General features: G+C 60.5%; 24 protein-coding genes and 1 pseudogene. 14 read left to right on the top strand and 11 right to left on the bottom strand.

The window, feature by feature from the left end; all coding sequences use genetic code 11:
- From JFV30_RS25345 to fic, 4 genes are all read left to right on the top strand, one after another.
- Complete coding sequence (locus tag JFV30_RS25345; RefSeq protein ID WP_201125459.1) at positions 1 to 831, top strand: M90 family metallopeptidase; 831 nt, start codon at positions 1 to 3, stop codon at positions 829 to 831.
- 93 nt (positions 832 to 924) lie between these two features.
- Positions 925 to 1,452 (top strand): inorganic diphosphatase, encoded by a 528-nt coding sequence (gene ppa, locus JFV30_RS25350; protein ID WP_003219382.1) that lies wholly within the window; start codon positions 925 to 927, stop codon positions 1,450 to 1,452.
- A 214-nt stretch (positions 1,453 to 1,666) separates the two neighbouring features.
- The gene (locus tag JFV30_RS25355; RefSeq protein WP_081480122.1) at positions 1,667 to 2,443 is read left to right on the top strand and encodes a LexA family transcriptional regulator; all 777 of its coding nucleotides are present in this window, start codon (positions 1,667 to 1,669) and stop codon (positions 2,441 to 2,443) included.
- A 508-nt stretch (positions 2,444 to 2,951) separates the two neighbouring features.
- Positions 2,952 to 4,073 (top strand): protein adenylyltransferase Fic, encoded by a 1,122-nt coding sequence (fic, locus tag JFV30_RS25360; protein ID WP_201125460.1) that lies wholly within the window; start codon positions 2,952 to 2,954, stop codon positions 4,071 to 4,073.
- A gap of 123 nt (positions 4,074 to 4,196) precedes the next feature.
- Here the strand turns inward: fic and JFV30_RS25365 are convergent, their stop codons facing one another.
- Complete coding sequence (locus JFV30_RS25365) at positions 4,197 to 4,508, bottom strand: DUF6124 family protein (RefSeq protein ID WP_201125461.1); 312 nt, start codon at positions 4,506 to 4,508, stop codon at positions 4,197 to 4,199.
- A 402-nt stretch (positions 4,509 to 4,910) separates the two neighbouring features.
- Between JFV30_RS25365 and JFV30_RS25370 the strand changes: the two genes are divergently transcribed.
- The 10 genes from JFV30_RS25370 (at position 4,911) to JFV30_RS25415 (ending at position 18,753) form a co-directional block, all read left to right on the top strand.
- The gene (locus tag JFV30_RS25370; protein WP_201125462.1) at positions 4,911 to 5,555 is read left to right on the top strand and encodes an NAD(P)H-dependent oxidoreductase; all 645 of its coding nucleotides are present in this window, start codon (positions 4,911 to 4,913) and stop codon (positions 5,553 to 5,555) included.
- The gene (locus tag JFV30_RS25375) at positions 5,494 to 5,886 is read left to right on the top strand and encodes a MerR family transcriptional regulator (protein WP_201125463.1); all 393 of its coding nucleotides are present in this window, start codon (positions 5,494 to 5,496) and stop codon (positions 5,884 to 5,886) included. The genes JFV30_RS25370 and JFV30_RS25375 overlap by 62 nt, the downstream gene beginning before the upstream one ends.
- Positions 5,887 to 6,033: 147 nt before the next feature.
- On the top strand, positions 6,034 to 10,665 hold the full coding sequence (locus JFV30_RS25380) for an RHS repeat-associated core domain-containing protein (RefSeq protein WP_201125464.1): 4,632 nt from the start codon (positions 6,034 to 6,036) through the stop codon (positions 10,663 to 10,665).
- Positions 10,662 to 10,994 (top strand): hypothetical protein, encoded by a 333-nt coding sequence (locus tag JFV30_RS25385; protein ID WP_201125465.1) that lies wholly within the window; start codon positions 10,662 to 10,664, stop codon positions 10,992 to 10,994. Before JFV30_RS25380 ends, JFV30_RS25385 begins: the two co-directional genes overlap by 4 nt.
- Positions 10,995 to 11,337: 343 nt before the next feature.
- Positions 11,338 to 12,270, top strand: a complete 933-nt coding sequence (locus JFV30_RS25390) for a FecR family protein (protein ID WP_201125466.1) — start codon at positions 11,338 to 11,340, stop codon at positions 12,268 to 12,270.
- Between the two features lie 89 nt (positions 12,271 to 12,359).
- Entirely contained in the window at positions 12,360 to 13,499 is a 1,140-nt protein-coding gene (locus JFV30_RS25395) for a Fic family protein (protein ID WP_201126241.1), read from the top strand.
- Between the two features lie 88 nt (positions 13,500 to 13,587).
- The gene (locus tag JFV30_RS25400; protein WP_010174693.1) at positions 13,588 to 13,830 is read left to right on the top strand and encodes an exodeoxyribonuclease VII small subunit; all 243 of its coding nucleotides are present in this window, start codon (positions 13,588 to 13,590) and stop codon (positions 13,828 to 13,830) included.
- Positions 13,827 to 14,714, top strand: coding sequence for a (2E,6E)-farnesyl diphosphate synthase (gene ispA / locus JFV30_RS25405; protein WP_201125467.1), 888 nt, complete (start codon positions 13,827 to 13,829; stop codon positions 14,712 to 14,714). The genes JFV30_RS25400 and ispA overlap by 4 nt, the downstream gene beginning before the upstream one ends.
- 110 nt (positions 14,715 to 14,824) lie before the next feature.
- The gene (gene dxs / locus JFV30_RS25410) at positions 14,825 to 16,723 is read left to right on the top strand and encodes a 1-deoxy-D-xylulose-5-phosphate synthase (protein ID WP_010174689.1); all 1,899 of its coding nucleotides are present in this window, start codon (positions 14,825 to 14,827) and stop codon (positions 16,721 to 16,723) included.
- 134 nt (positions 16,724 to 16,857) lie between these two features.
- On the top strand, positions 16,858 to 18,753 hold the full coding sequence (locus JFV30_RS25415) for a TonB-dependent receptor domain-containing protein (protein ID WP_201125468.1): 1,896 nt from the start codon (positions 16,858 to 16,860) through the stop codon (positions 18,751 to 18,753).
- A 107-nt stretch (positions 18,754 to 18,860) separates the two neighbouring features.
- On the opposite strand, the gene JFV30_RS25420 is transcribed toward JFV30_RS25415, so the two are convergent.
- The 10 genes and pseudogenes from JFV30_RS25420 to nrdR all read right to left on the bottom strand — a co-directional run bounded on the left by JFV30_RS25420 (position 18,861) and on the right by nrdR (position 26,263).
- Positions 18,861 to 19,658, bottom strand: a complete 798-nt coding sequence (locus tag JFV30_RS25420) for a cobalamin-binding protein (RefSeq protein WP_201125469.1) — start codon at positions 19,656 to 19,658, stop codon at positions 18,861 to 18,863.
- On the bottom strand, positions 19,658 to 20,077 hold the full coding sequence (locus JFV30_RS25425) for a nuclear FMR1 interacting 1 family protein (protein ID WP_201125470.1): 420 nt from the start codon (positions 20,075 to 20,077) through the stop codon (positions 19,658 to 19,660). The genes JFV30_RS25420 and JFV30_RS25425 overlap by 1 nt, the downstream gene beginning before the upstream one ends.
- Positions 20,074 to 20,690: pseudogene (gene ribA, locus JFV30_RS25430) on the bottom strand (GTP cyclohydrolase II). The gene JFV30_RS25425 and the pseudogene ribA overlap by 4 nt, the downstream one beginning before the upstream one ends.
- 128 nt (positions 20,691 to 20,818) lie before the next feature.
- Complete coding sequence (thiL, locus tag JFV30_RS25435; RefSeq protein ID WP_201125471.1) at positions 20,819 to 21,772, bottom strand: thiamine-phosphate kinase; 954 nt, start codon at positions 21,770 to 21,772, stop codon at positions 20,819 to 20,821.
- An 18-nt stretch (positions 21,773 to 21,790) separates the two neighbouring features.
- Positions 21,791 to 22,291, bottom strand: coding sequence for a transcription antitermination factor NusB (gene nusB, locus JFV30_RS25440; protein WP_010174665.1), 501 nt, complete (start codon positions 22,289 to 22,291; stop codon positions 21,791 to 21,793).
- On the bottom strand, positions 22,288 to 22,764 hold the full coding sequence (gene ribH / locus JFV30_RS25445; RefSeq protein ID WP_003209986.1) for a 6,7-dimethyl-8-ribityllumazine synthase: 477 nt from the start codon (positions 22,762 to 22,764) through the stop codon (positions 22,288 to 22,290). The genes nusB and ribH overlap by 4 nt, the downstream gene beginning before the upstream one ends.
- 90 nt (positions 22,765 to 22,854) lie before the next feature.
- Positions 22,855 to 23,946 (bottom strand): bifunctional 3,4-dihydroxy-2-butanone-4-phosphate synthase/GTP cyclohydrolase II, encoded by a 1,092-nt coding sequence (gene ribBA, locus JFV30_RS25450; protein ID WP_003209987.1) that lies wholly within the window; start codon positions 23,944 to 23,946, stop codon positions 22,855 to 22,857.
- Between the two features lie 16 nt (positions 23,947 to 23,962).
- Positions 23,963 to 24,625, bottom strand: a complete 663-nt coding sequence (locus JFV30_RS25455) for a riboflavin synthase (RefSeq protein ID WP_010174663.1) — start codon at positions 24,623 to 24,625, stop codon at positions 23,963 to 23,965.
- A 34-nt stretch (positions 24,626 to 24,659) separates the two neighbouring features.
- On the bottom strand, positions 24,660 to 25,796 hold the full coding sequence (ribD, locus tag JFV30_RS25460) for a bifunctional diaminohydroxyphosphoribosylaminopyrimidine deaminase/5-amino-6-(5-phosphoribosylamino)uracil reductase RibD (RefSeq protein ID WP_201125472.1): 1,137 nt from the start codon (positions 25,794 to 25,796) through the stop codon (positions 24,660 to 24,662).
- Positions 25,793 to 26,263 carry a transcriptional regulator NrdR gene (gene nrdR / locus JFV30_RS25465; RefSeq protein ID WP_010174661.1) on the bottom strand — a complete coding sequence of 157 codons (471 nt, stop codon included), beginning with the start codon at positions 26,261 to 26,263 and terminating at the stop codon, positions 25,793 to 25,795. Before nrdR ends, ribD begins: the two co-directional genes overlap by 4 nt.
- Positions 26,264 to 26,353 lie beyond the last annotated feature (90 nt).

Raw genomic sequence — 26,353 nt, forward strand, 5'->3', positions numbered from 1 at the left:
ATGTGGTCCCTCAGCGCCTGGCGTCGCCGGCGCCTGCTGGCCAAGCACCCGATTGCCGATGAAACCTGGCAGCGGGTGCGCCACCACCTGACCTTTCTCGACGGCATCACCGCAGAAGAAGACCAGTGGCTGCGGGAAGCGTGCGTGCTGTTCCTCGCCGAAAAACACCTCACGGCCCTGCCCGGCGTCGAACTGCACCAGGAACAACGCCTGCTGCTCGCCGCCCAGGCGCAGCTGCCATTGATGAACCTTGGCGACCTCGACTGGTACCAGGGTTTTCACGAGATCGTGCTCTACCCCGACGACTTCCTCAGCCCCCAGCGCCATCGCGACGCCAGCGGCGTGGAACACGAATGGGACGGTGAACACAGCGGCGAAGCCTGGCAACAGGGCCCGGTGATCCTTGCGTGGCCCGGCGTGCTGGCCAGCGGCAACTGGGAAGGCTACAACCTGGTGATCCACGAACTGGCCCACAAGCTGGACATGCTCAACGGCGACGCCAACGGCCTGCCGCCGCTGCACCACGACATGCGCGTGCAGGAATGGGCCAGCGTCATGCAAAGCGCCTTCGACGACCTCAACCGCCAACTTGACCACAACCCCGACGCCGAAACGGCCATCGACCCGTACGCCGCGGAAAACCCGGCCGAGTTCTTTGCCGTCACCAGCGAATATTTCTTCAGCGCCCCGGATTTACTGGCCAGCACTTATCCACAGGTGTACGAGCAACTGAGCCACTTCTACCGCCAGGACCCACTGGCGCGCCTGCACCAGCTGCAGGCCGGCGACGTGCGGTATCAGACGGAACGCCAAGCGCCCTACGACGTCTGACGCATGGCATCGGCGTCAGAATATGCCTATAATCGCCGCCACTTTTAGGCCAATCCGGCCATGTTTCATGGCCAACTACGGGGGCAACGCCCAATGAGCTACAGCAAGATTCCGGCTGGCAAAGACCTGCCGAACGACATCTACGTCGCCATCGAGATTCCGGCCAACCACGCGCCGATCAAATACGAAATCGACAAAGACAGCGACTGCCTGTTCGTTGACCGTTTCATGGCCACCCCGATGTTCTACCCGGCCAACTACGGTTTCATCCCCAACACCCTGGCTGACGACGGTGACCCCCTCGACGTGCTGGTCGTGACCCCTTACCCGGTCACCCCAGGCTCGGTTATCCGCGCACGCCCGGTCGGCATCCTGAACATGACTGACGACGGCGGCGGCGATGCCAAAGTTATCGCAGTACCCCACGACAAGCTGTCCCAGCTGTACGTCGACGTGAAGGAATACACCGACCTGCCGCCACTGCTGCTGGAACAGATCAAACACTTCTTCGAGAACTACAAAGACCTCGAAAAAGGCAAATGGGTGAAGATCGATGGTTGGGGCAACGCAGACGCCGCCCGTGCCGAGATCCTGAAGTCGGTCGCTGCCTACAAAGGCTGATACCGCTACTCGCTCTAAAAAAGCCCCGATTATTCGGGGCTTTTTTTGTGGGAAAAATATAAACACCCGGCTATTTTAATAAACACTTTTACAGCCCATGTTTAACTAGATTAGTTAACTAACAGAATAAGCCTTCAATAAGGAAACACCTACATACGGCAACTCAACGCATGGTTTATTTGATCTGGTTTTACGGCCAGTAAACTCTGCGTTTATGAATACATCAGGTGATCGCTTAAGAGCGCTATTAAGGGAAGTTCATCTTTCCGCTTCCGACTTCGCCAAGAACCGCGATGTTACGCCTCAACACGTAAACAACTGGTTCAAGCGCGGCGTCCCCATGGGCCGTCTCAACGAGTTCGCAGAACTGCTGTGCGTCACCAGCCGCTGGCTGCGCACAGGCGAAGGCCCCAAACATCCACCCGCCAACTTCCTGCTGGAAGGATCCGATGCAGACCACACACACCGTATCGCCCGTGAACAGACCGGCAACTACATAGCCCAGCCGGTCTCAACGCCGGCAAAAATCGACGTGGAGATCCCCCTCCACCCCACCTTCACCTCAACCGAAAACATCCGCCTCTCCCTGCACACCCTTGAAACCATCGGCGTAAACCCGGAGCGGGCACTCGGTGCCTACATGGTCGGCAACAGCATGATCGACATCATCCAGGACGGAAGTACCCTCGCCATCGACTGCGGCCGCAAACAGATTATCGACGGCGAGATTTATGCGGTAGAACACGACGGAATGTTGCGCATCAAATACCTCTACAACCGCCCCGGTGGCGGCCTGCGGATGCGCAGCCACAACAGCGCCGAACATCCGGACGAGTTTTTGACCTACGAACAGCGGCATGAGCAGAACTTTGAAATTCTGGGCTGGGTGTTCTGGTGGGCGACACTGAACAACCGCCGCCCGCCGGTGCCGCTGGATGAGCATTTATTGGGCTACGAAGGCTCTAAATCGGATCCGAAGCTGGGAAATTGAGGCGAATGTGGGTATCATGCGCCGCACATTTGGCAGGGGGTTGGCGTGAAGCCGGTCCGCCCTGCCTGGCGATGCGGAGGAGTTCCCGCTGATGCCCCTATCACCTGGGCGCAAGTCTGGGTGAACGATTTGAAGGCTGGTGAGGTTTACCAAAAATAAGCTGAACCAGTCCCCGAGAAGCCGGCCACAAGCCGGCTTTTTAATGCCTGGAGAAAAGTACTGCACTTATCAAGCATCAGACTCTTTGGGGAACTTGCCAACCGCCCCAACGAGTACTCAAGCACTCTCTTCCATTCGCAGAACCTCCGCCCTATACGTCGCTAAAACCTCTTTTCAAGAACACGTTGGGTGAACGTGTCGCCACCAACGACACAAAAACATATCGTGTCGCAGAAATCAAAATCCAGCGACACGTAAGGCACGCATGTTTACACTGACGCTACGAAAGGGTGCTCTGATGAGCCCTCCTTGCCTTTAGATGGAAACTTCAAAGACCAGGCCCCCATCCATGACCACATCCCACCTTCCCTGGCAGGCTGACAAGCCCTATAACCAGCTTCCCCCCTTGCCTCCGACCACTGAGCTGGAAACCCGTGCAGTGCTCAAACGTTGCATTGAGGCCCGCACAGCCTTGGCCGAGCTGAAGCAGGCGGCGGAGTTGATCCCAAACCAGACAATGCTGATCAACACCATCCCATTGCTGGAAGCCAAGGACAGTTCGGAGATCGAAAGTATTGTCACCACCACGGACTTGCTTTTTCAGCATGCTCAAAATGGAGATAGCCATGCCGATCCGGCGACCAAGGAAGCACTGCGCTACCGCAGAGCTCTGCAAAAAGGTTATCAATCGTTGGCCGAACGCCCACTCTCCACAGGTACTGCAGTCGAAATCTGCCGCACGCTGAAGGGCGTGAACATGGATATACGTCGGGTGCCAGGTGTCCAGTTAGCCAATGACCGAACCGGAGAGATTATCTATACACCACCGGAAGGCGAAGATCGCTTGCGTGACATGCTCGCCGACTGGGAGCGTTTCCTGCACAACGAGACCGACCTGGATCCACTGGTACGTATGGCAGTAGGTCACTATCAATTCGAAGCCATTCACCCCTTCACCGACGGCAATGGCCGTACCGGGCGAGTGCTCAACACTCTGTACCTGATCCAGGAAGGCCTGCTGAATCTACCGATTCTCTACCTTAGCCGTTACATCATTGCCCATAGGGCCGATTACTACCGCTTGTTGCTAGACGTCACTCGCGAACAAGCCTGGGAGCCCTGGCTGCTGTACATGCTCAGCGCCGTGGAGGAAACAGCACGCTGGACCTGTGCAAAAATTGCCGCTATCCGCAGCCTGTCCGAGCACACCTCTCAGTTTGTTCGTGAGCAGTTGCCGAAAACCTATTCCCGCGAGCTGGTAGACGTCATTTTCGAACAGCCCTACTGCCGTATCAGCAACGTAGTCGACAAACAGATTGCACAGCGTCAAGCGGCCTCCCGCTACCTCAAAGAGCTAGTCGCCATTGACGTTCTACAAGAGGTGCAGGTTGGAAAGGAAAAGCTCTTCATTCATCCCAAACTGATGCAGCTACTCACTCGCGACAGCAATGACTTCAAGCCATACGCCTGAGGGGACCGCTTTAATCCATGGCGATCGTCTGCCGGGATTTGCGCCCATGAGCCGTATTGATCAGCATTTGGTCAGTAGGTTGCTGACCAAATGCATCGCTACCTCAGCGTCGGCCGAGGATCCTCACCTCGGCTGCAGACAGTCAAGCGCTCGATCCACCACCACCTTCGACATTTCCACCAAATGCATCACCGCCCGCTGCGAACCATTCAGCGGCTCGGTCGACGCCTGGGCGGTCGCCACGGCGCAATGCAACAGCTCGGCAGCATGAGCCAGAGCATCTTCGAAACTCAGTTCGTCATCAACGGTAAACGGGTTGGGTGAAGGCTTTGCGTCCGGCGCTTTGAGGTAGCGATCAATCACTCGGCGCGAGGCATCAGTATCGCGGAGTAAGGCTTTGTGGAAGGCGGGTGGATCGGGGGTAACTTTGACCATGGTAGAACTCCTAGCAGTGAGTTGAACCACTAACTTCTCGCGACTAAACGATCAGAAGGTGGCAGCTGTACGCAGGTTAGTCGACCGGCCGCTAGGCACCGGCGCACCCGAAGGTGCCCTGCGCACAGCCACCATAAAGTGCAGGCGATAAATACCTGGCTTTGAGATGGCACTGTGCGCCTAGCGTTGTCCGGGCGACTAAACCCGATCACCGAATATGCGGTGACGGAACGCAGACTAGTCGCGGGATTTTGCTGGCGCAAGCGCTTGGAATTCTCTAGGAAACGTCCTGCAAATGAAAGGGATGAGTCTTCCTGGCCATTCCCAATCACTGCCACTTCTTGACTCTCCCCCTAAGGTCACACCTCACCCTGAAGCCCTAACTTTCAGGACCCCACCACCATGAGCCAACGCACCCTGGTCATCCTCGGCCATCCTTCGAGCACCAGCTTCTGCTCTGCCCTCACCGACACCTACATCACCCGTGCCAAAACTGCCGGCCACGAAGTACGCGTTCTGCGCCTGGGCGACCTGACGTTCGACCCCATCCTGCACAACGGCTACAGCCAGGTCCAACCTCTGGAGCCCGACCTGCTCAACGCCCAATCCGACATCCTGTGGGCCAATCACCTGACGTTTGTTTTCCCCATCTGGTGGGGCGGTATCCCGGCGTTGATGAAGGGTTTTATCGACCGGATTTTCCTGTCCGGTTTCGCCTTCAAATACCGCAAGGGCAAGGCCTTCCCCGAGAAACTCCTGAAGGGCCGAACCGCGCATTTGCTGGTGACCCTGGACACGCCGCCGTGGTATTACAGGTGGTTCTACCGCATGCCTGCGCTGCATCAGATGCGCAAGACGACGCTGGCGTTTTGTGGCATCCAGCCGATCAAGACGTTGCAGTTCGGACCGGTGCTGGGCTCCACGCCAGCGCAGCGCGAACAATGGCTGAAACAGGCCGGTGCACTCTTTGGGAAAAGGACTTTTCATGTACATCGGCAAAGCCGCGCAGTTGTCGGGCACCACGATCAAGGCGATTCGTCACTATGAGGCGATCGGCCTGTTGCCGCTGCCGCAACGGGAAGGCCGTTATCGGATTTACTCCACGCAAAGTGTCGAGCTGCTGACGTTCATCAAGTGTGCCCAGCAGTTGGGTTTCAAGCTCAAGGAGTTGCAGGCGATTCTGGGTGGGCATCACGATGATGGGCTGCCCTGGGAGCTGGCGGACAAGGCGATCGCCAACAAGAAGCAGGAGTTGGTGCGGCAGATCGAGGCATTGCAGAAGATGCATGGAGGACTGGTCGAGTTTGAGGCCAGTCTCAAGGATGCTCAGGGCCAATGCACCGCACCACTGAAAACGCCACTGCCGTCAATGAGCTGAATCGCTGTTCTACGTAGTGCCGGGCGCCAGCTCGGCACGGAAAAAATCTCCCTCCTCGTAAGCCCAATCTGATTTTCCGGACCACTCGTCCAGCCCCTATTTTGCTGTTGCAGACTCCGACGCCTCCCCTTTGCAGAGACGTCACGGATGACTGCTTCTTCGTCCCACATTGCCCATATCGAACACGAACTGGACGGCTTTCATCAGAGCCTGGCGGTGTATCGCCAGCAGGTGGGCGCCTGGTATTCGCAGGCACTGGACAAGGTCAGCCATGGGGCAGATTTGCCGTCGTTGCTGGGGATGGATCGAATCATTCGGGTGGGAGATTCGAGCAAATCGGTGAGCATGACCGATGACAATTTCTCGACGGTGGTGCGCTGTGAGGTCGGCGGCGTACTGGAGATCGAGAGCAAGTTCGAGTCGGTGTATGACGTGCCGCTGGGAGGTATTCCGGTTGAGGTGATTGGGCTGGATGACGGCAGCTCTACCGTCGTCATGCTCGATGAACAGGGGAAAGGCTCTCACCCCTGTGTGGCCGGCAAACGCTATCGGGTGCGGGTGCAGGGTGGGGTTTCACAGGAGCAGGTCGAGGCGCTGTTTTCGTCTTACGACGGCTTGACCGCTGACCTGGAAAGCTGGCTTCGCAAGCAATGGGACGGTTTCAGACCGCATTGGGAAAGGTCCACTTCAAGCGCGATTGGCACTGGCGTGCTGGCAGGAAGTTGGGCAGCAATTACTGGCGTGTGGGACGCCATCAAGCAGGTGCAGGAGATCTTCAAGGATCCGGGCAAGCTGTTTGAAAGCCTGGGAGCCAAAGCCAGCGAGCTGATGGAGCTGGCCCGCACTGCGCCAAAGGTGATGGAACAGGCCATGTTACTGGCCAGTGATGAGGCGGCGCTGTACCTGATGCTGCGCACGGCGATGATTTGGCTGTCGGCGTTACCGCCTAGCGAGGTTGCCGGCAGTACCGCCGAGGCGGTGGCCGGGTTTGTGGTGTCGTTGCTGATCGATTTGTTGGTGGCGGCTTTGCTGACGGTTGTTTTGCCGGCGGCGGGCATCGCCTATTTGAGTTCGCGTGCGCTCAGGTATGGCGCCCGGATTGTTGAGGCGGCCATTCGGTTTGTGAAGGGCATATTCAGTGTTCTTCAGAGCTTTATGGGGGCAGTGGGACGGTACAAGACAGTAGCGGTTCGGGGCGCCGTTGAGGGGTTGAAAAAGGGTGGTGTGCAGATGCGCTGGGGGCCGCGTCAGAACACCGTGGTTCGGGAGAAAGCGCATGTCGACGATGCGCCCTCCTCTGCCAAGAACCCCGGCGGCGATGCAGCCGCTCCCGCAGACAAGACCGCAACCAATGGCTGCCCGGTGTCGATGGTCACCGGTGAGGAACTGCTGACCCTCACCGACGGCTCGTTGGAGGGCGTGCTGCCCTTTGCCTGGACGCGGTTGTATCGCAGCAGTGCGGTGGAAGTGGATTGCGGGTTGGGGTTTGGCTGGAGTCATTCGCTGGCTCAGCGGTTGGTGGTTAGCGGTGAAACGGTGGTCTGGACCGATCACGAAAACCGCAGCACTACGTTTCCCCTGCCCTCTGCTACGCGGCCAGCCATCACCAATAGCCTGGCGGAAGCGGCGATTTATCTGGGCGCTTTGCCTGATGAGTGGGTACTGGCTCAAACCTCCCTTTTCTATCACTTCCGCGACGGTGTGCTGACGTCGATCAGCGACGCGTATGACAACCGGCTGCGCATTTCCCGCGATTATTCCGGGCGGATTCAGCGGATCGATAACCACGTCGGCCAGGGATTGCTGCTGCGGTATGACCGTGGACATATCGTTGCCGTCGACTATCAGGTGCAGCGGGAACTGGACTGGGTTACCGAGCAGAACGTTGTTTCCTACAAGTATGACGACGCTTGGAGGTTGGTTGAGGCGACCAACGCTGTCGGCGAAAGCGAGCGTTATCGGTACGACGATCAGCAGGTGATTCTGGAGCGGGAACTGGCCGGTGGGGCGAGTTTTTTCTGGGAGTGGGAACGGTCCGGCAAGGCGGCGCGATGCGTCCGGCATTGGGCCAGTTTTTCCCAGATGGACACGCGGTATGTGTGGGATGACAACGGCACGGTCACTGTGCACAACGCCGATGGCAGCCAGGAAGTCTACGTCCACGACCAGCGCGCACGGCTGGTGCAACGGATTGATCCGGACGGCGCCGAGCACTTCAAATCCTACGATGAAAAAGGCCGGCTGACCGTCGAGCAGGATCCACTCGGGGCGGTGACGGCGTATCAGTACGACGAAGCCGGTCGGTTGATTGCGCTGTTTCCCGGTGACGATGCACCCACATCCTACGAGCATGACAACGGTTTCGTACGGGTTGTGCGCCGTGGTGAGGCGGTCTGGAAATACCAGCGTAACGATCAAGGCGATATCACCCGCAAGACTGATCCGGACGGCAACTACACCGAATACACCTACACCCAACACGGAAAACTCTCCGGCGTCTGGCACCCGGACAACAGCAGTCAGCGATTTATCTGGAACGAGCGTGGCCAGCTCACCGAAGAGAAATTGGCGAATGGCGGTGTGCGGCGCTATCGCTATGACGACCTTGGGCGGCAGGTAGCCTGCGAGGATGAGCACGGTGCGCTGACCCAGTATCAGTGGGACGCCGTAGGTCGTTTGCTGAAGGTGATTCAGCCGGGCGGTGCCACTCGCGAATTCAGCTACAACCCGTACGGAAAAATCACCGCCGAGCGCGACGAACTGGGCCGCGTCACCCGCTACGAATATGCGGACGGCCTGCACCTGATCAGCCGCCGCATCAACCCCGACGGCACACAGCTCAAATACCGTTACGACAATGCCCGGTTGTTACTGACCGAGATTGAAAACGAAGTCGGGGAAACCTATCGGCTCGACTATCACGCCAACGGATTGATCCAGCAGGAAACCGGCTTTGATGGCCGCCGCACGGCTTATGTCTACGACCTCGCCGGGCATCTGCTGGAAAAGACCGAGTACGGCGACGATGGCAGTCAGCTGGTTACGGGTTATCAGCGAGACAGCGCCGGTCGCCTTGCACGAAAAAACCTGCCAGACCGCAGCATCGTCGATTACACCTACGACCGCCTCGGCAATCTCCTCAGCGTCGATGATGGCCACTGGCCGCTGCACTACGAATACGACCTGCAAAACCGCCTCACCGCCGAACACCAGGGCTGGGGCACCCTGCGCTACCGCTACGACGAATGCGGCCAACTCAACTACCTGCGACTGCCCGACAACAACCGCCTCGCCTTCCACCACGACAAAGGCGGCGACCTCGCCACCATCGAACTGAATGGCAACCCGCTCACCTCGCACCTGTTCAAATCCGGCCGCGAACACCAACGCCAACAGGGCCAACTCCTCAGTCACTACCACTACGACGACCAGGGCCGCCTACACGCCCATGCCATCACCCAGCAGGAACAACGTCACCAACGCCGCCAATACGACTACGACCAACGCGGCAACCTCACCCGCATCCTCGACACCCGCAAAGGCCAGCACGACTACCACTACGACCCACTCGACCGCCTGACCCGCGCCAACCACTCGCACGACCTGCAGGAACGCTTCTTCCACGACCCGGCGGGCAACCTGCTGATGCAAGACCGCGTCGGGCCGAGTGTGATCAAAGGCAACCGCCTGCTGATGCAAGGCGATCGTCATTACGACTATGACGCCTTCGGCAATCTCCTGCGCGAGCGCCGGGGCCGCGACCAGCAGTTGGTCACCGAATATCGATATGACTGCCAGCATCGGCTGATCAGCGTCACCCAACCCGGCGGCCGCCAGGCCAGCTATCGCTATGACCCGTTTGGACGACGCGTCGCCAAAGTCGTCAACAGCCAGACCACCGAGTTTTTCTGGCAAGGCGACATGTTGGTCGCCGAGCACAGCGCCGATCACCACCAAAGCTACCTCTACGAACCCAACAGCTTCCGACCGTTAGCGCTGCTGAAAGGCTACGGCCCGGAAGACGTAAAACCCTTCCACTACCAACTCGACCACCTCGGCACCCCACAAGAACTCACCGCCCCCGACGGCGAAATCGTGTGGTCCGCGCACTACCGCGCCTACGGCCAAATCGCGAAGCTGGACGTCAACACCGTCACCAACCCGCTGCGCTTCCAGGGCCAATACTTCGACCCGGAAAGCGGACTGCACTACAACCGCCATCGCTACTACAATCCGGACATTGGCCGCTATCTGACGCCTGATCCCGTGAAACTGGCGGGTGGACTGAACAGCTACCAGTACGCGCCCAACCCGACGGGGTGGGTGGATCCGTTGGGGTTAAACTCGTGCCCAGGAGGCGATGAGTGTAAACCGACCGCCGAGATTGAAGAGCCGAACAAAACAGCACATGTTGCAAAAGGCGACGCTGAATTACCAAAGACAGGGGGGGCGGCGCGAGCGGCTATGTACTCGGCTAACTGGCCAGTCGCAAATCTCAATGAGACCATTGTCAAATTTGGCGGCCACGACCCGTTAGTGACGACTACCGACAAAGGTAAGAAAATCTATAAAAACCCACAAACAGGCATAGAAGTGGTTGAGGACTTAAATGGTGGTTATTTTAGAATCTATGATCCGTCGCTGCCCGGAACCAGAAAATATCTAAGTTTGAATGGAACAATACCAAATAACAAAACCTCGTCATCAGGTAAACAGATGGGCAGAACGCAAAGCGAATATAATGAAGTCACTCACTTCAAAAAGGAATCGCATAAGTGAAGCTAATATCCGTACCCTTGAGCCAAGAAGCATTGGAGCTTTTGGACGTGGATGCATGCCCTAAAAACAAGTTAGAACAGCTCTACATGAGCGAAACCGAATACCGACAATTAACAAACTCAGGAATCATCGACAATATAAACTTAAAGCTTGGAAAAATTATTGACGACTATGAGGACGAGAAAATACAAGGAACTAACGAAATAGAAAACACCCTCTCCATCCTAAAGAGTTCAACAATCCCGGAAAATCCTGAGTTATTAATAAAGTTAATAAAGCTCACAAATACGGCTTTGAAAAATAATACCGGGATATTCTTCTTCTTCTGACTCCCTCCGCCCTGATGAACAGCAAGCTTTTCAGGAGCAGCAACGTACGCGCCTCTCCCACCACATCGCCATTAGCCGAGCATCCACCACACCCAACGCAATCGTATCCGTCCCATCAACGACGAATACGACCTTTACCCCATCACTGGCGGCGCTTTCCCTCCATCGCAGGGGCAACCCAACAATCTCTCCGCGCATCTCCACAAAGTGTTTCCACTGGCCCAGCTCCCGCAATTGAGCTACAAGGAGATTACCGCCCGTCTGAATATTGCTCTCCAAGCAAATGGAACAACATTCAAACAACGCCCCACCGCTCCACAACCCCGCAAGCCACCGAGTCCCGATGAACGATCAGCCAACCCCTTCGCCGTCCGAACGTGACCAGCAAGCCCTGGACTGGTTTACCCGCCTGCGTGGGGAAAATGTGACGTTTCAGGAGCTCAATACGTTTGCGCAGTGGCGCGAAGACCCGCTGAATGCCCACGCCTACCAAAACGCGGAAACGCTATGGCAGTTGCTGGATCGCCCCAACCGGGCAGTACGCAAACCAGATCGCCGGCGGCCGATCTCCCGACGCCGAACCTACGCCACCGCTGCCTGCCTGATACTCGCCGCCAGCGCGATATGGCTGGGCACCCCGCCGATCAGCAGTTGGGGCAGTGACTACACCACCCGCATCGGGCAACAACAGGACATCACCCTGGCCGACGGTTCACATCTGCATCTGGACAGCGACAGCGCGTTCGATATCGACCTCACCTCCGATGAACGCCGGGTAAATCTGCGAAGAGGCCGTGTGTATCTGCAAGTCAGCCACGACAGTCGACCCTTTATTGTGCAAGCCGGCGGCACTCGGATTCGGGCGTTGGGCACCGAGTTTTCCGTCGCGCATAACGACACAACCGACGAGGTTATTCTGTTACGCGGCAGCGTTGAGGTGGCCGCCGCAGGGCAACATCAACTGCTGCAGCCGGGCGAACAGTTGCGCGTGGTGAGCGGGCATGTTCAAGCCCCCCAAGCCGTCGACGCCGAACGCCTGCTGGCCTGGCGAGACGGCCAGCTACGTGTGCGGGACGCACCATTGCGCGAGGTGCTTGAGGAGTTGGTGCGCTATCAAGGCGGCCATGTGATCTGGCTCGACGATAAAGTCGGGCAACGCACTATCAATGCCAGCTTCAACCTGAATCAAGTCGACAGCGCCTTGGACGCCCTGATCAGCAGCCAGAACCTGCGCACCACTGCCCTCACCCACCGGGTGTTGATCGTGCGCGGCTGACTGGACGATGAGCCGAATAGCTTGCACAATCGGCTCACCGAATGAGCCGAATAAGCCTTCTATTCGGCTCACCCACCGAGCACACCGCCATGGATCACCCGAACTGGATCTGGCAACAACCTGACTGGCCGCACTTTCACTGGCAACCGGAGCGCCTCGCACCATTGTTGCGCGAGTGCACGCAGGCGCAAGGAAAGTTGCTGGGCATGCTCAGCTCGGTCAGCCAGGCGCAGAGTTCGGAGAATGAACTGGATGCCTTGCTGCAAAATATCCTGACGTCCTCGGCAATCGAGGGTGAGCAACTCAACGTTGGCTCGGTACGATCTTCCCTGGCCCGCCGCCTGGGCCTTGAGCAATTGCAGGATGGCTCCGTGAGCCGGCGCAGCGAGGGCCTAGCGGACTTGATGGTGGACGCCACACAACAGTTTGCTCAGCCGTTTACCCTAACCCGTCTATTTAACTGGCATCGATGGTTGTTTCCCGCCGAGGAAGCCCGCTTTTCCACGCACGCCTTGAACGTAGGCGCGCTAAGGGGCGATGAGCCGATGCAGGTTGTGTCGGGACGACTGGACCGACCCACTGTGCATTTCGAGGCGCCACCTCGCCAAGGTCTGGCGCAGTCGCTGGACGATTTCATCGAATGGTTTGAAGCCAGCCGGAATCATGCGGCCCTCGACCCATTGCTGCGCGCAGGCCTCGCGCATTTCTGGTTCGTCACCCTGCATCCCTTCGATGATGGTAACGGTCGTCTGACGCGGGCGATTACTGACCTCGCGCTCGCCCAGGCGGAGAACCAGGCGATCCGCTTCTACGCGATGTCGGCGAGCATCCTTGAAGACCGGGCGGGCTATTACCGCGCACTGGAAACCAGTCAAAAAGCCACGCTGGATGTCACCGGTTGGCTTGAGTGGTTCCTGCAAACCCTGCTTCGTAGCCTGCAGCAGGCAATGGCGCGGATTGACCGGGTGCTGGGCAAAAGTCGCTTCTGGCAACGGCATCGGGACCACGCACTCAGCGCTGAACAGACCAAAGTCTTGAATCGCCTGCTCGACGGCGGCGACCAGGGCTTTGAGCACGGGATCAGCGCCGCCCAGTATCAGGCCGTGGCCAAAGTGTCCAAGGCCACGGCGACTCGACATCTGGCCGATCTTCTGGAAAAAAACTGCCTGGTTCGGTTACCCGGCGGCGGCCGTAGTACCCGTTACCAAATCAATACCCAAGGTGACTGATTTACAAGGCAATCCCGCCCACTCATTTGCCCCAATCCCCCATGTCTGCTAGTGTCGCGCCGGTTTACCGTCTACCGGAATAGCCGCCATGGCCCGCAAAAAAGTTGCACTCGATTTCGAACAATCCCTCGCCGACCTGCAAGCTCTGGTCGAGCGTATGGAGAACGGCGAGTTGTCGCTGGAAGACTCGTTGACCGCATTCGAGCAAGGCATCGGCCTGACCCGCGACTGCCAGAGCGCCCTGGCGCAGGCGGAGCAGAAGGTCCAGGTGTTGCTGGAACGCGACGGGGAGCTGGCCGAAGAACCTTTCGATGCGGAACAGCCTGAATGATCGACGCTTATCAGGCCGGCAGCCAGGCCCGGGTCAATGCTGCGCTGGCACCACTGTTTGTTTCGCCTACCCCTGAGTTGGCCCGCCTGTATGAGGCCATGCGCTATAGCGTAATGAACGGCGGCAAGCGCGTGCGCCCGTTGCTCGCTTACGCGGCCTGCGAAGCACTCGGCGCCCAGGCGGAGGAAGCCAACGGCGCCGCCTGTGCGGTGGAGCTGATTCACGCTTATTCCCTGGTGCACGACGATTTGCCGGCGATGGACGACGACGATCTGCGTCGCGGCCAGCCCACCACTCATAAAGCCTTCGATGAAGCCTGCGCGATTCTCGCCGGTGACGGCCTGCAAAGCCTGGCGTTCAGCGCTCTGCTGGACCCGCGCCTGAGCAGCGTCAACGCCGAGATCCGCCTGCGCATGGTCACCGCGCTCGCCTTGGCGGCAGGCCCGGCCGGGATGGTCGGCGGCCAGGCGATTGACTTGGGTTCGGTCGGCTTGAAGCTCGATCAGCAAGCCCTGGAATACATGCACCGCCACAAGACCGGCGCGCTGATCGAGGCCGCCGTGCACCTCGGCGCCCTCGCCAGTGGCCGTGCCGAAGCGCCGCAACTGGCGGCCTTGCAGACCTACGCGCGGACCATCGGCCTGGCGTTCCAGGTGCAGGACGATATTCTCGACGTTGAAAGCGATACCGCGACCCTCGGCAAACGCCAGGGTGCCGATATCGCACGGGACAAGCCGACTTATCCTTCGCTGCTCGGCCTGGAAGCCGCCAAGGCATACGCCCTGGAGCTGCGGGACCAGGCACTCGACGCCCTGCGACCTTTCGACGCGGCTGCCGAGCCACTGCGTGACCTGGCGCGGTATATCGTCGAACGTCGCCACTGACAGCACCGGCCTTTTCCACCGCATATCAGCCAAGTTCGGCGCTCTGCGTGGGCAGTTTGCGATGCTTGAGGTAAACTGCCGCCTCTTCTATACCTATAACGATTCGCCTGATGCCCACGACGTTCCAAGAGATTCCCCGCAAGCGCCCGGCCACGCCCCTGCTGGACCGTGCCAACACGCCAGCCGGCCTGCGCCGCCTGGGTGAAGCCGAGCTGGAAACCCTGGCCGATGAGTTGCGCCTGGAATTGCTCTACACGGTCGGCCAGACCGGTGGGCATTTCGGTGCCGGCCTGGGCGTCATCGAGCTGACCATTGCGCTGCATTACGTGTTCGACACCCCGGACGACCGGCTGGTGTGGGACGTGGGTCATCAGGCCTATCCGCACAAGATCCTCACCGGACGCCGCGAGCGCATGGCTACCCTGCGCCAGAAGGACGGCATCGCCGCCTTCCCGCGTCGCTCCGAGAGCGAGTACGACACCTTTGGCGTCGGCCACTCCAGCACCTCCATCAGCGCAGCGCTGGGCATGGCCATTGCCGCCCGCCTGCAGAACAGCGATCGCAAGGCGATTGCGGTGATCGGTGATGGCGCGTTGACCGCCGGCATGGCCTTCGAGGCGCTGAACCATGCGCCGGAAGTGGACGCCAACATGCTGGTGATCCTCAACGACAACGACATGTCGATCTCGCGCAATGTCGGTGGCCTGTCGAATTACCTGGCAAAAATCCTCTCCAGCCGCACTTACGCCAGCATGCGTGAAGGCAGCAAGAAGGTGCTCTCGCGTCTGCCTGGCGCGTGGGAAATTGCCCGTCGTACCGAAGAATATGCCAAGGGCATGCTGGTTCCCGGCACCCTGTTCGAAGAGCTGGGCTGGAACTACATCGGCCCGATCGACGGCCACGACTTGCCGACCCTGATCGCCACCCTGCGCAACATGCGTGACCTCAAGGGCCCGCAGTTCCTGCACATCGTCACCAAGAAAGGCAAAGGCTTCGCCCCGGCGGAAGTCGACCCGATTGGTTACCACGCGATCACCAAGCTTGAGCCGCTGAATGCCCCGGCCGCCGCGCCGAAGAAGCCCAGCGGGCCGAAGTATTCCGGTGTGTTTGGCGAATGGCTGTGCGACATGGCCGCCGCCGACCCGCGCCTGGTGGGCATCACCCCGGCGATGAAGGAAGGTTCCGACCTGGTGGCGTTCAGCGAGCGTTTCCCGCTGCGCTATTTCGACGTAGCCATCGCAGAACAGCACGCGGTGACCTTCGCCGCCGGTATGGCCTGTGAAGGCGCCAAGCCGGTGGTAGCGATCTATTCCACGTTCCTGCAACGCGGCTATGACCAATTGATTCATGACGTCGCGGTGCAAAACCTCGACGTGTTGTTCGCCATCGACCGTGCCGGCCTGGTGGGCGAAGACGGCCCGACCCACGCCGGCAGCTTCGACCTGTCGTACTTGCGTTGCATCCCCGGCATGCTGGTGATGACCCCGAGTGACGAGAACGAACTGCGCAAGATGCTCAGCACCGGCCACCTGTACAACGGCCCGGCGGCTGTGCGTTACCCGCGCGGCAACGGCCCGAATGCGGTGATCGAGAAAGACCTTGAGCCTATCGAAATCGGCAAGGGCATTGTCCGTCGCCAGGGCAGCGGCGTTGCCTTGCTGGTGTTCGGCGTGCAACTGGCCGAAGCCTTGAAAGTGGCCGAGAAGATCGACGCCACCGTGGTGGACATGCGTTTCGTCAAACCGCTGGACGAAGCCCTGGTGCGCGAGATCGCTGGCAGTCATGAGCTGCTGGTGACCGTCGAAGAAAACGCCATCATGGGCGGTGCCGGTGCGGCAGTCAGTGAGTTCCTGGCGCGGGAGAACATCCTCAAGTCGGTGCTGCACCTGGGCTTGCCGGATGTGTATGTCGAGCATGCCAAGCCTGCGCAGATGCTGGCCGAATGCGGGCTGGATGAAGCGGGGATTGAAGCTTCGGTTCGTCAGCGCATGGCACTCTTGAACCTGTAAACAACAATCAAATGTGGGAGCTGGCTTGCCTGCGATAGCATCACCTCGGTGTTACTGACAAACCGAGGTGCCTGCATCGCAGGCAAGCCAGCTCCCACATTGGTTTTGTATTGCCTTAACGCTACGGACAGCCCATGAATCGCCTGCGCTTTGCCCTGCCCCTTCTTCTGCTCCCCGCCACCGACCTGCTCGCCGACAGCTTCGAACGCGACGACGCCCTGAAGCTGCCCGACGTGGTGATCAGCGCCAACCGCCAGGTCCAGGCACGCAACGACAGCAGTGCCGCAAACACCGTCTTCACCCGCGATGACATCGACCGCCTGCAACCCACCAGCGTGAGCGATCTGCTCAGCCGCGTGCCCGGTGTGCAGGTGGCGCAAAGCGGAGGGCGCGGCAGCCAGACGAACGTCTACATCCGCGGCACTTCGACCGCCCAGAGTCTGGTGCTGGTGGACGGCCAGCGCATCAGCAGTTCCACCAGCGGCACCAGCAACCTGCAATACCTGAATATCCAGCAGGTTGAGCGCGTGGAAGTGCTGCGCGGTTCGCGCTCGGTGATCTACGGCAGCGATGCCATTGGCGGGGTGATCCAGATCTTCACCCGGCGCAATACCGAGCCTGGCGTACAACCCCGGCTGCATGTGGGATTCGGCAGCAACCAGACGTGGGAACGCAGCCTCGGCCTGTCCGGCGGCGACGAACAAACCCGCTTCAACCTGGGCGCCAGCCTGGATGACACGGCCGGGATCGATCGCACGCACACCTCTTACCCCAGCGACCGTGACCATGATGCCTATCGCAATCAGGCCATCAGTTTCAGCCTGAGCCATGCCTTCAACGATGACCTCGAAGCAGGCGTGAACGTGCTGGATAACCGCGGCAAAAGCGAATTCGATAGCCCGTTCGGCCGCTTTGATACGACAACCTACCAAAGCTTCCAGCAGCAGCCCTACACCGACTTCACCGTGAGCAGCGTCAGCAGCTATATCGACGCCCGTATCAATGACGTGTGGAAGTCTCGGCTGGAAGCAGGCCACAGCGAAAACCGCGAAAAGACCCTGGACAAGCTCAGCACCGAACGCAGCGTGTTCAACACCTACCGCAATTCGCTGAACTGGCAGAACGACCTGACGCTGAACGACCAGAACAGCCTGATCCTGGGTGGCGACTGGTACGAGGACCAGGTCAACAGCAGCGCCCACCTGAATGAAGACAGTCGCTGGAACCGCGCTGCGTTTATCCAGCACCGCTTCCAGGCGCAATCCTTCTCCACCGAACTGGGCCTGCGCCGCGACGATAACCAGCAATTTGGCGGCCACAACAGTTGGAGCGGCACGTTTACACTGCCGCTGAACCCGGACAATGACCTGTTGCTGAGCTACAGCGAGGGCTTCCGGGCCCCGACGTTCAACGACCTTTACTACCCGGACGACAGCTACGGGATAAACAGCAACCCGAACCTGAAACCCGAAACCTCGAAAAGCTACGAAGTGCAGTGGCGCAGCCAGCTCAGCGACACCAGCCGACTCGAAGCCTCGCTGTACCGCACCGACATTCAGGACGCGATCGTGTTCGCCAGCGGCGGCCCGCAAAACGTCAGCTCAGCACGCATCAACGGCTTCGAAGCGGCGCTCAGGCAAGAGCTGTTCGGTTGGCAAAGCAGCCTGGGCATCGCCCTGATCGACCCACGGGACCGCGACACCGGGCGCACATTGGCGCGTCGAGCAAGGCGCACCGTGAGCCTGGACCTGGATCGCCAATTCGACCGGTTCAGCGTCGGCGCCAGTTGGCAGGCGGTGAGCAGCAGCTACGACGATCCGGCGAACCAGCAACGCCTGGGCGGATATGGCTTGCTCGGTCTACGGAGCAGTTGGGCGGTGAATCACGAAATCACCCTGGAAATGAAGCTCGACAACCTGCTGAACAAGGGCTACAGCCGGGCGCTGTATCAGTATCAAGGCCAGCAATATGGCTATCGGGAAGAAGGCCGTGCGTTGATGTTCGGGGTGACCTGGACGCCAGAACTCTAAGTCGTCTGCACCGGCCTCATCGCGGGCAAGCCCGGCTCCCACATTTGACCGCGTCGCATGAATGAACGCGGTCACATGTGGGAGCTGGCTTGCCTGCGATAGCGGTCTCACAGCCCCGGTGCAATCACCTGACACAACCGCGCCACCGCCTCCAGCATCTGCCCGCTGGGCCGTTCCAGGCCCTTGTCGGGCACCCGCAGCAAGTGCCCGGCAGCCACTGCTGCCACTTGGGGCCAGGCCTTCCAGGCATCCAGCTGTGCTTGATCGCCCGCCAGAATCACCTCGGGATTGCGCTGCAACACGGACTCGATGCTGACCTGCGGCGCCGGCAGCTTGAGATCATCGAACACATTGCGCGCCCCGCACACACCCAACGCATCGCTGATGATCTGCCCGCCGCCCACGGTGTACAGCGGCTGGTTCCACACCTGATAAAACACTCGCAACGGCTCGGCCCGGTGATAGCGCGAGCGCAACTCGGCCAAGCGCTGACGCAACTGCGCGGCCAGTTGCCGGCCGGCGTCAGCCCGCCCGAGTTGCCGGGCAATGGTTTCGACTTGTGAAGTGAGTTGTTCGAGGCTGTGGGGTTCGGCGACAAACACCGGGATGTTCAGGCGTTGAAGCTGTTCACGCTGGGCCGGGCCGACGCTGCCGGGCCACAGCAGGATCAAATCCGGCTTGAGGCTGAGCAGGCGCTCCATGTCCAACTGCCCGTAATTCCCAACCGACGGCACCTTCGCCAACGCCTGTGGCCGCTCGCCGCCATCCAGTACGCCCACCAGCAAATCGGCGGCACCCAGTTCCACGACGATTTCAGACAACGACGGTGCAAGGCTCACAACCCGCTCAACCGCCACAGCCTGGGCCGCGACCACCAGCAGCCACACCGCCAGCCAGGCGCGCATCAACCCAACTGACGCGGGATGCGATAGAGGTAGAACAGCACCAGGGTCGACAGCGCCAGCAGAAACAGCGGCACCGCCTCCAGCCCGACAAACACCGCCAGCGCGCCGACCCAGGCCGGCAGCGCGGCCACCAGCAACGCCACGCGGCGACGGGCCGCGAGGGTGATCCAGGCAGCCGGTTCTTCGGGGGTGTCGAGGGCTTTTTCGGTGGCGATCAGCGCGTGTTTATAGCCATGGAAGTAACGCAGGCTGACAAACATCGAGGCCACGCCGGCAATAAAAAACGGCATCGCCAGCACCGGCAGCAAGGGCTCGGCCTTGCCAAACACCAGGTTGATCACAAACAACGGCGCCAGCGCCAACGCCAGGTATTGCCACCAGTTAAACGACAGTCGCCGCTTGACCTGGCCGCGCGTCACGCCCGGTCGGCCTCGCCCTGGTGCTCGTTGCCCATCATGTGGTCGAGCTTGCTGGCCTTGGTGGCCAGGTAGAGTTTGTTGTGCGGGTTGTGGCCGGTATGCAGCGGCACGCGCTCGGCAACGGTGATACCCATGTCGGTCAAGGCTTTGACCTTGCGTGGGTTGTTGGTCATCAGGCGCAGGGATTTGACCCCAGGTGCTGAAGCATCGGCAGGCAGATCGCGTAGTCGCGCTGGTCGGCAGCGAAACCCAGGCGCTCGTTGGCTTCGACGGTGTCGGCCCCGCCATCTTGCAGCTCATAAGCGCGGATCTTGTTCAGCAGGCCAATGCCACGGCCTTCCTGACGCAGGTACAACAACACGCCACGGCCTTCGCGGGCGATAGCCTGCAAGGCGGCTTCCAGTTGCGAACCGCAGTCACAGCGCTGGCTGAACAGGGCATCGCCGGTCAGGCATTCGGAGTGCACGCGGCCGAGGACCGGGGCGCCGTCGGCCACATCACCGAGGCTCAGAACAACGTGTTCGCGTCCGGTGGCTTCTTCAAGAAAGCCATTCATGGTGAACGTGGCAAAAGGGGTTGGCAGCTTGGAAGCGGCAACGAAAACGACGGGCACCGTGTGCTCCTGATTTCAGATTTCACAGGGGATAGATTGTAACAGCAGGTTCCTACAGACGCTTAAGCTGAATTGTCGCTGATAAAGATCAATAGGTTCGATTGGCCTTCAGCTTGGTTCTATGCCTTTCAGAAATGTTGATAGCCACGAATGGCTGGCGTGATGTCCTGGCCAGACGCATCCAGCAGGGTAACGCCCTGCCCCGCCTCGACCCGGCCGATCACATGCACTGGCACACCGGCAGCCAACAACGGCGCCAGTTCGGCAGGCGGCAAGGTGAACGCCAGTACGTAGTCGTCCCCCCCGCTCAACGCGGCCACCCGGGCATCCGCCTCGCCGACGAACGCCAACAAGGCGGCCGACAACGGCAGTTTTTGCTGTTCGATCAACAAGCTGACAGCCGACGCCTTGGCGATATGCCCGCAATCGGCCAAAAGGCCGTCGGAAATATCCATCGCAGACGTGGCCTTGCCCCGCAGCGCCAAGCCCAGCGCCAACTGCGGTTGCGGCGACCAGTAATGGGCCAGCAGCGGCTCGGCGATAGCCGCCTCTGCCGTGCGCTGCCCCAGTACCAGCGGCAATGCGCCCGCGGCGTTACCCAGCTCACCGCCCACACACAGCACGTCGCCAGGCTGCGCGCCGCTGCGGGTCAAGGCCTGGCCCGCCGGCACCCGCCCAAACACGGTCATGGTCAGGCTCAGGGGCCCACGGGTGGTGTCGCCGCCTACCAGGACCACACCGCAACCCTGGGCCATGGCGTTCAAACCCTGGGCATAGCGTTGCAGCCAATCGGCATCAACCGTCGGGGTGGTCAGGGCAAGGGTAAACGCGAGGGGATTGGCGCCCATCGCCGCCAGATCGCTGACTGCCACGGCCAGCGAGCGCTGGCCGAGCAGAAACGGATCGCAGGGGTCGGCAAAGTGCACGCCGGCCACCAGGGTATCGGTAGAAATCGCCAACTGTTCCCCGGAAGGAACCGCCAGCAGGGCGCAATCGTCGCCAATCCCCAGTGCAATACCTTCGCCGCCCTGCGCACAGGGCGCGGCGGCGAAGTAGTTGCGGATCAGCTCAAACTCGCCCATAGCGTCAGCAAGCGCCGGTTAGCGCTTGTACGCCTTCACTTCGGCTTCACGCAGGCGCGGGGCCAGCTTGTCGAGCACGCCGTTGACGAACTTGTGACCGTCGGTGGAACCGTAGACTTTCGCCAGTTCGATCCCTTCGTTGATCACCACGCGGTACGGTACGTCGACGCGCTTGAGCAACTCCCAGGTGGACAGGCGCAGTACGGCCAGTTCAACCGGGTCCAGCTCTTCGATCGCCAGGTCCAGGCACGGCGTCAGTGCAGCGTCGATCTCTGGCAGGTTGGCCGGAACGCCGTGCAGGATGTCGTGGAAGTAGCTGGCATCGGCCATGCTGAAATCGTTGTCGACGCGAAACTGCGCCTCGATTTCGTTCAGCGAGGTTTTGGCCATGTGGCGCTGGTACAGCGCCTGGGTCGCGAGCTGGCGGGCCGCACGACGCTTTTCGCTTTTCGATGGCTTACCGGCGTCTGCTGGGCGCGGGTCCTGGGGGTTGAACTGATCGCTGTCGTCGCTAATCACTTGGCCTCCAACTGTGCCAGCAGGCTGACCATTTCCAGGGCGGACAGGGCAGCTTCAGCACCTTTGTTACCGGCCTTGGTGCCGGAACGTTCGATGGCTTGCTCGATGGAATCAACGGTCAGCACGCCAAAGGCCACCGGCACGCCGAACTCCATGGACACCTGGGCCAGGCCCTTGGTGCATTCGCCAGCCACGTATTCGAAGTGCGGAGTACCGCCACGAATGACCGCGCCCAGCGCGATGATCGCTGCGTATTCACCCTGCTGTGCAACTTTCTGCGCAACCAGTGGAATTTCGAAGGCGCCAGGAGCGCGGATGATAGTGATGTCGCTTTCGCTCACACCGTGGCGAACCAGGGCATCCACGGCACCGCTTACCAGGCTTTCAACCACGAAGCTGTTGAAGCGGCCAACCACCAGGGCATAGCGGCCTTTGGGGGCGATGAAGGTACCTTCGATGGTCTTCAGGGTCATTCGACAAATCTCTTAAAGAGCCGGGACGCGCTTAGTGCGCGCCCCTCAGTGATATTTGAACCGCGAACAAGGGGCAAACAACGCCGGCCTTTATTCGGAGGGCACGTATTCTACTACTTCCAGGTCGAAACCGGATATGGCATTAAATTTCATTGGCGCACTCATCAGGCGCATTTTGCGCACGCCCAGGTCCCGCAGGATCTGCGAACCGGCTCCGACGATGCTGTAGGTGGTCGGTTTTTTCACCGGCGCGTGGTCGGCGGTTTCACGGATATGCGCCAGCAACACGTCGCCATCCAGCGGATGGCCCAGCAGCAACACCACACCGCTGCCGGCCTCGGACACCGCGGACATCGCGGCCCGCAGGCTCCAGCGCCCGGGTTGCTTGACCATCAGCAGGTCACGCAGCGGGTCCATGTTGTGCACCCGCACCAGGGTCGGCTCTTCAGCGCAGATGGTGCCCAGGGTCAGGGCCATGTGCACGTCGCCTTCCACGGAATCACGATAGGTCACCAGGTTGAACTGGCCCAGTTCGCTGTCCAGCGGCTGCTCGGCAATCCGCTGAACGGTACGTTCGTGGATCATCCGGTAGTGAATCAGGTCGGCAATGGTGCCGATCTTGATGTTGTGCAGCGCGGCAAACTCTTCCAGTTCGGCGCGACGGGACATGGTGCCGTCGTCGTTCATCACTTCGCAGATCACGCCGCTCGGCTCGAAACCGGCCATGCGCGCCAGGTCGCAGGCCGCTTCAGTGTGGCCGGCGCGAGCCAGGGTGCCACCCGGTTGGGCCATCAGCGGGAAGATGTGGCCCGGGCTGACGATATCTTCAGCCTTGGCGTCTTTCGCGGCGGCGGCTTGTACGGTGCGGGCGCGGTCAGCAGCGGAGATGCCGGTGGTGACACCGGTGGTGGCTTCGATGGACACGGTGAACTTGGTGCCAAACCCCGAACCATTGCGCGGCGCCATCAGCGGCAGCTTCAACAGCTCGCAGCGCTCGCGGCTCATCGGCATGCAGATCAGGCCACGGGCGTGCTTGGCCATGAAGTTGATGTGTTCCGGCTGGCAGCACTCGGCGGCCATGATCAGGTCGCCTTCATTCTCGCGGTCTTCGTCATCCATGAGGATGACCATCTTGCCTTGGCGGATGTCTTCAACCAGTTCTTCGATGCTGTTGAGCGCCACGCGGCACCCCCTTGGGTCAGGATTTAAGGTAGCCGTTAGCGGCTAAAAAACTTTCAGTGATGTTACTCCCGGTCGGCTCTGCGGCCTTATCGCCCAACAACAGGCGCTCCAGGTAACGGGCAAGCAAGTCCACTTCCAGGTTCACCCGGCGACCCGGCTGGTACGACGCCATGATGGTTTCGCTCAGGGTATGGGGAATGATGGTCAGTTCAAATTCGGCGCCGTTCACGGCGTTCACGGTCAGGCTGGTGCCGTCGACGGTGATCGAGCCTTTGTGGGCGATGTACTTGGCCAGCTCTTTCGGTGCGCGGATACGGAATTCCACGGCACGCGCGTTTTCGCTGCGGGCGACGACTTCGCCCACCCCGTCAACGTGGCCGCTGACCAGGTGCCCGCCGAGACGGGTGGTCGGGGTCAGGGCTTTTTCCAGGTTCACCGGGCTGCCGCTCTTGAGGTCGTTCATCGCGGTGCAGTCCAGGGTTTCCCGGCTGACATCGGCGGCAAAGCCGTTGCCAGGCAACTCGATGACGGTCAGGCACACACCGCTGACGGCGATGCTGTCGCCCAGTTTGACGTCGCTCAGGTCGAGCTTGCCGGTTTCAACCAGCAGGCGTACGTCGCCGCCTTTTGGGGTCATTGCACGGATGCTGCCGATGGATTCGATAATGCCGGTGAACATGCCGTTCTCCTGAAGACGTGGCGCAGGCCGGGAATTATACGCTCGCTGATGGCACAGGAATGGCAGTGACTCGCCAGTCGTCGCCCACAGCGCGCATTTCAGTGATCTTGAGTTGGGGGGCGTCGGCCAGTTTCTCAAGCGGCCAGTCCAACAAAGGCCGGGCAGCGGAGCCGAGGAACTTGCCGGCGACGAATATCACGTACTCGTCCACCAGGCCTTGCTGGGCGAAGGCGCCTGCCAGACTCGGGCCGGCTTCCACCAACACTTCGTTGACGCCACGGGCGGCCAGGGCCACCAGCGCGGAACGCAGGTCGACCTGGCCGTCGACACCCGGCACCACCAGGCACTCAGGGCCTGTGGGGTACTGGTTGTCCGGCGTCACGCAAGTGATGACCAGCGCAGGACCGGCCTTGAAGAACGGCGCATTCAGCGGCACCCGCAGGCGGCCGTCGATCAGCACGCGCAGCGGCGGACGGGACATCGCCAGGGCAGTGGTTTCTTCATCCAGGCCGAGCTCGGCGGCGCGCACGGTCAGGCGAGCACCATCGGCCAGCACCGTGTCGGCACCGGTCAGCACCACACTGGCCTGGGCCCGCAAACGCTGCACAGCGGCACGGGCGGCCGGGCCGGTGATCCATTGGCTTTCGCCGTTGGCCATCGCGGTGCGACCGTCCAGGCTCATGGCCAATTTGACCCGCACAAACGGCAGGCCATGTTCCATGCGCTTGAGGAAGCCCGGGTTAAGCGCACGCGCCTCATTCTCCAGCAAGCCGCTGTGAGTCTCGATCCCGGCCTGGGCCAGACGGCGCATGCCACGCCCGGCGACTTCCGGGTTCGGGTCCTGCATCGCCGCGACCACACGGGCCAAACCGGCATTCACCAGCGCATCGGCGCACGGCGGCGTATGCCCGTGGTGGCTGCACGGTTCAAGGGTCACGTAGGCGGTGGCGCCACGGGCTTTATCGCCCGCTGCCCGCAGGGCGTGGACTTCCGCATGAGGCTCGCCGGTGCGCACGTGCCAGCCTTCGCCGACAATTTGCCCGTCACGCACGATCACGCAGCCAACCCGTGGGTTGGGGTGCGTGGTGTACAGGCCCTTGCGCGCCAATTCCAGGGCACGGGCCATGTAATGGGCGTCGAGCACCGCTTGTTCTGCCGAAGGTGGGTTCATTCTTTTACCGGCTCACGGGCCAGGCGGTCGATCTCTTCGCGGAACTCGTTGAGGTCCTGGAAGCGTCGATACACCGAGGCGAAACGGATATAGGCGACTTCGTCGAGCTTTTGCAGCTCGGCCATCACCAGTTCTCCAACCACCAGGGATTTGACTTCGCGCTCGCCGGTAGCCCGCAGCTTGTGCTTGATATGCACCAGCGCCGCTTCCAGCCGCTCGACACTCACCGGGCGTTTTTCCAGGGCGCGCTGCATTCCGGCGCGCAGTTTTTCTTCGTCGAAGGGCTGGCGACTGCCGTCGGTCTTGATCAGACGTGGCAATACCAGTTCGGCGGTTTCGAAGGTGGTGAAACGTTCACCGCAGCCAGAAGCCAGGCATTCACGCCGGCGACGCACCTGTTCGCCCTCGGCGACCAGACGTGAGTCAATGACCTTGGTGTCGTTGGCACCGCAGAAGGGACAGTGCATGGTGGCAGGCAACAAAAAATGGGAGGGCCATGGTAGCGCATCCCCGTGGCAAGACAAGCCATAGCCTTTACGGTATATAGGCTGACTATT

The sequence above is a fragment of the Pseudomonas sp. TH32 genome (assembly GCF_016650855.1).
Lineage (GTDB): Bacteria > Pseudomonadota > Gammaproteobacteria > Pseudomonadales > Pseudomonadaceae > Aquipseudomonas.

Coding starts and splice junctions, on each gene's coding strand:
- JFV30_RS25345 (WP_201125459.1), top strand. CDS start 1: ATGTGGTCCCTCAGCGCCTGGCGTCGCCGGCGCCTGCTGGCCAAGCAC.
- ppa (WP_003219382.1), top strand. CDS start 925: ATGAGCTACAGCAAGATTCCGGCTGGCAAAGACCTGCCGAACGACATC.
- JFV30_RS25355 (WP_081480122.1), top strand. CDS start 1,667: ATGAATACATCAGGTGATCGCTTAAGAGCGCTATTAAGGGAAGTTCAT.
- fic (WP_201125460.1), top strand. CDS start 2,952: ATGACCACATCCCACCTTCCCTGGCAGGCTGACAAGCCCTATAACCAG.
- JFV30_RS25365 (WP_201125461.1), bottom strand. CDS start 4,508: ATGGTCAAAGTTACCCCCGATCCACCCGCCTTCCACAAAGCCTTACTC.
- JFV30_RS25370 (WP_201125462.1), top strand. CDS start 4,911: ATGAGCCAACGCACCCTGGTCATCCTCGGCCATCCTTCGAGCACCAGC.
- JFV30_RS25375 (WP_201125463.1), top strand. CDS start 5,494: ATGTACATCGGCAAAGCCGCGCAGTTGTCGGGCACCACGATCAAGGCG.
- JFV30_RS25380 (WP_201125464.1), top strand. CDS start 6,034: ATGACTGCTTCTTCGTCCCACATTGCCCATATCGAACACGAACTGGAC.
- JFV30_RS25390 (WP_201125466.1), top strand. CDS start 11,338: ATGAACGATCAGCCAACCCCTTCGCCGTCCGAACGTGACCAGCAAGCC.
- JFV30_RS25395 (WP_201126241.1), top strand. CDS start 12,360: ATGGATCACCCGAACTGGATCTGGCAACAACCTGACTGGCCGCACTTT.
- JFV30_RS25400 (WP_010174693.1), top strand. CDS start 13,588: ATGGCCCGCAAAAAAGTTGCACTCGATTTCGAACAATCCCTCGCCGAC.
- ispA (WP_201125467.1), top strand. CDS start 13,827: ATGATCGACGCTTATCAGGCCGGCAGCCAGGCCCGGGTCAATGCTGCG.
- dxs (WP_010174689.1), top strand. CDS start 14,825: ATGCCCACGACGTTCCAAGAGATTCCCCGCAAGCGCCCGGCCACGCCC.
- JFV30_RS25415 (WP_201125468.1), top strand. CDS start 16,858: ATGAATCGCCTGCGCTTTGCCCTGCCCCTTCTTCTGCTCCCCGCCACC.
- JFV30_RS25420 (WP_201125469.1), bottom strand. CDS start 19,658: ATGCGCGCCTGGCTGGCGGTGTGGCTGCTGGTGGTCGCGGCCCAGGCT.
- thiL (WP_201125471.1), bottom strand. CDS start 21,772: ATGGGCGAGTTTGAGCTGATCCGCAACTACTTCGCCGCCGCGCCCTGT.
- ribH (WP_003209986.1), bottom strand. CDS start 22,764: ATGACCCTGAAGACCATCGAAGGTACCTTCATCGCCCCCAAAGGCCGC.
- JFV30_RS25455 (WP_010174663.1), bottom strand. CDS start 24,625: ATGTTCACCGGCATTATCGAATCCATCGGCAGCATCCGTGCAATGACC.
- ribD (WP_201125472.1), bottom strand. CDS start 25,796: ATGAACCCACCTTCGGCAGAACAAGCGGTGCTCGACGCCCATTACATG.
- nrdR (WP_010174661.1), bottom strand. CDS start 26,263: ATGCACTGTCCCTTCTGCGGTGCCAACGACACCAAGGTCATTGACTCA.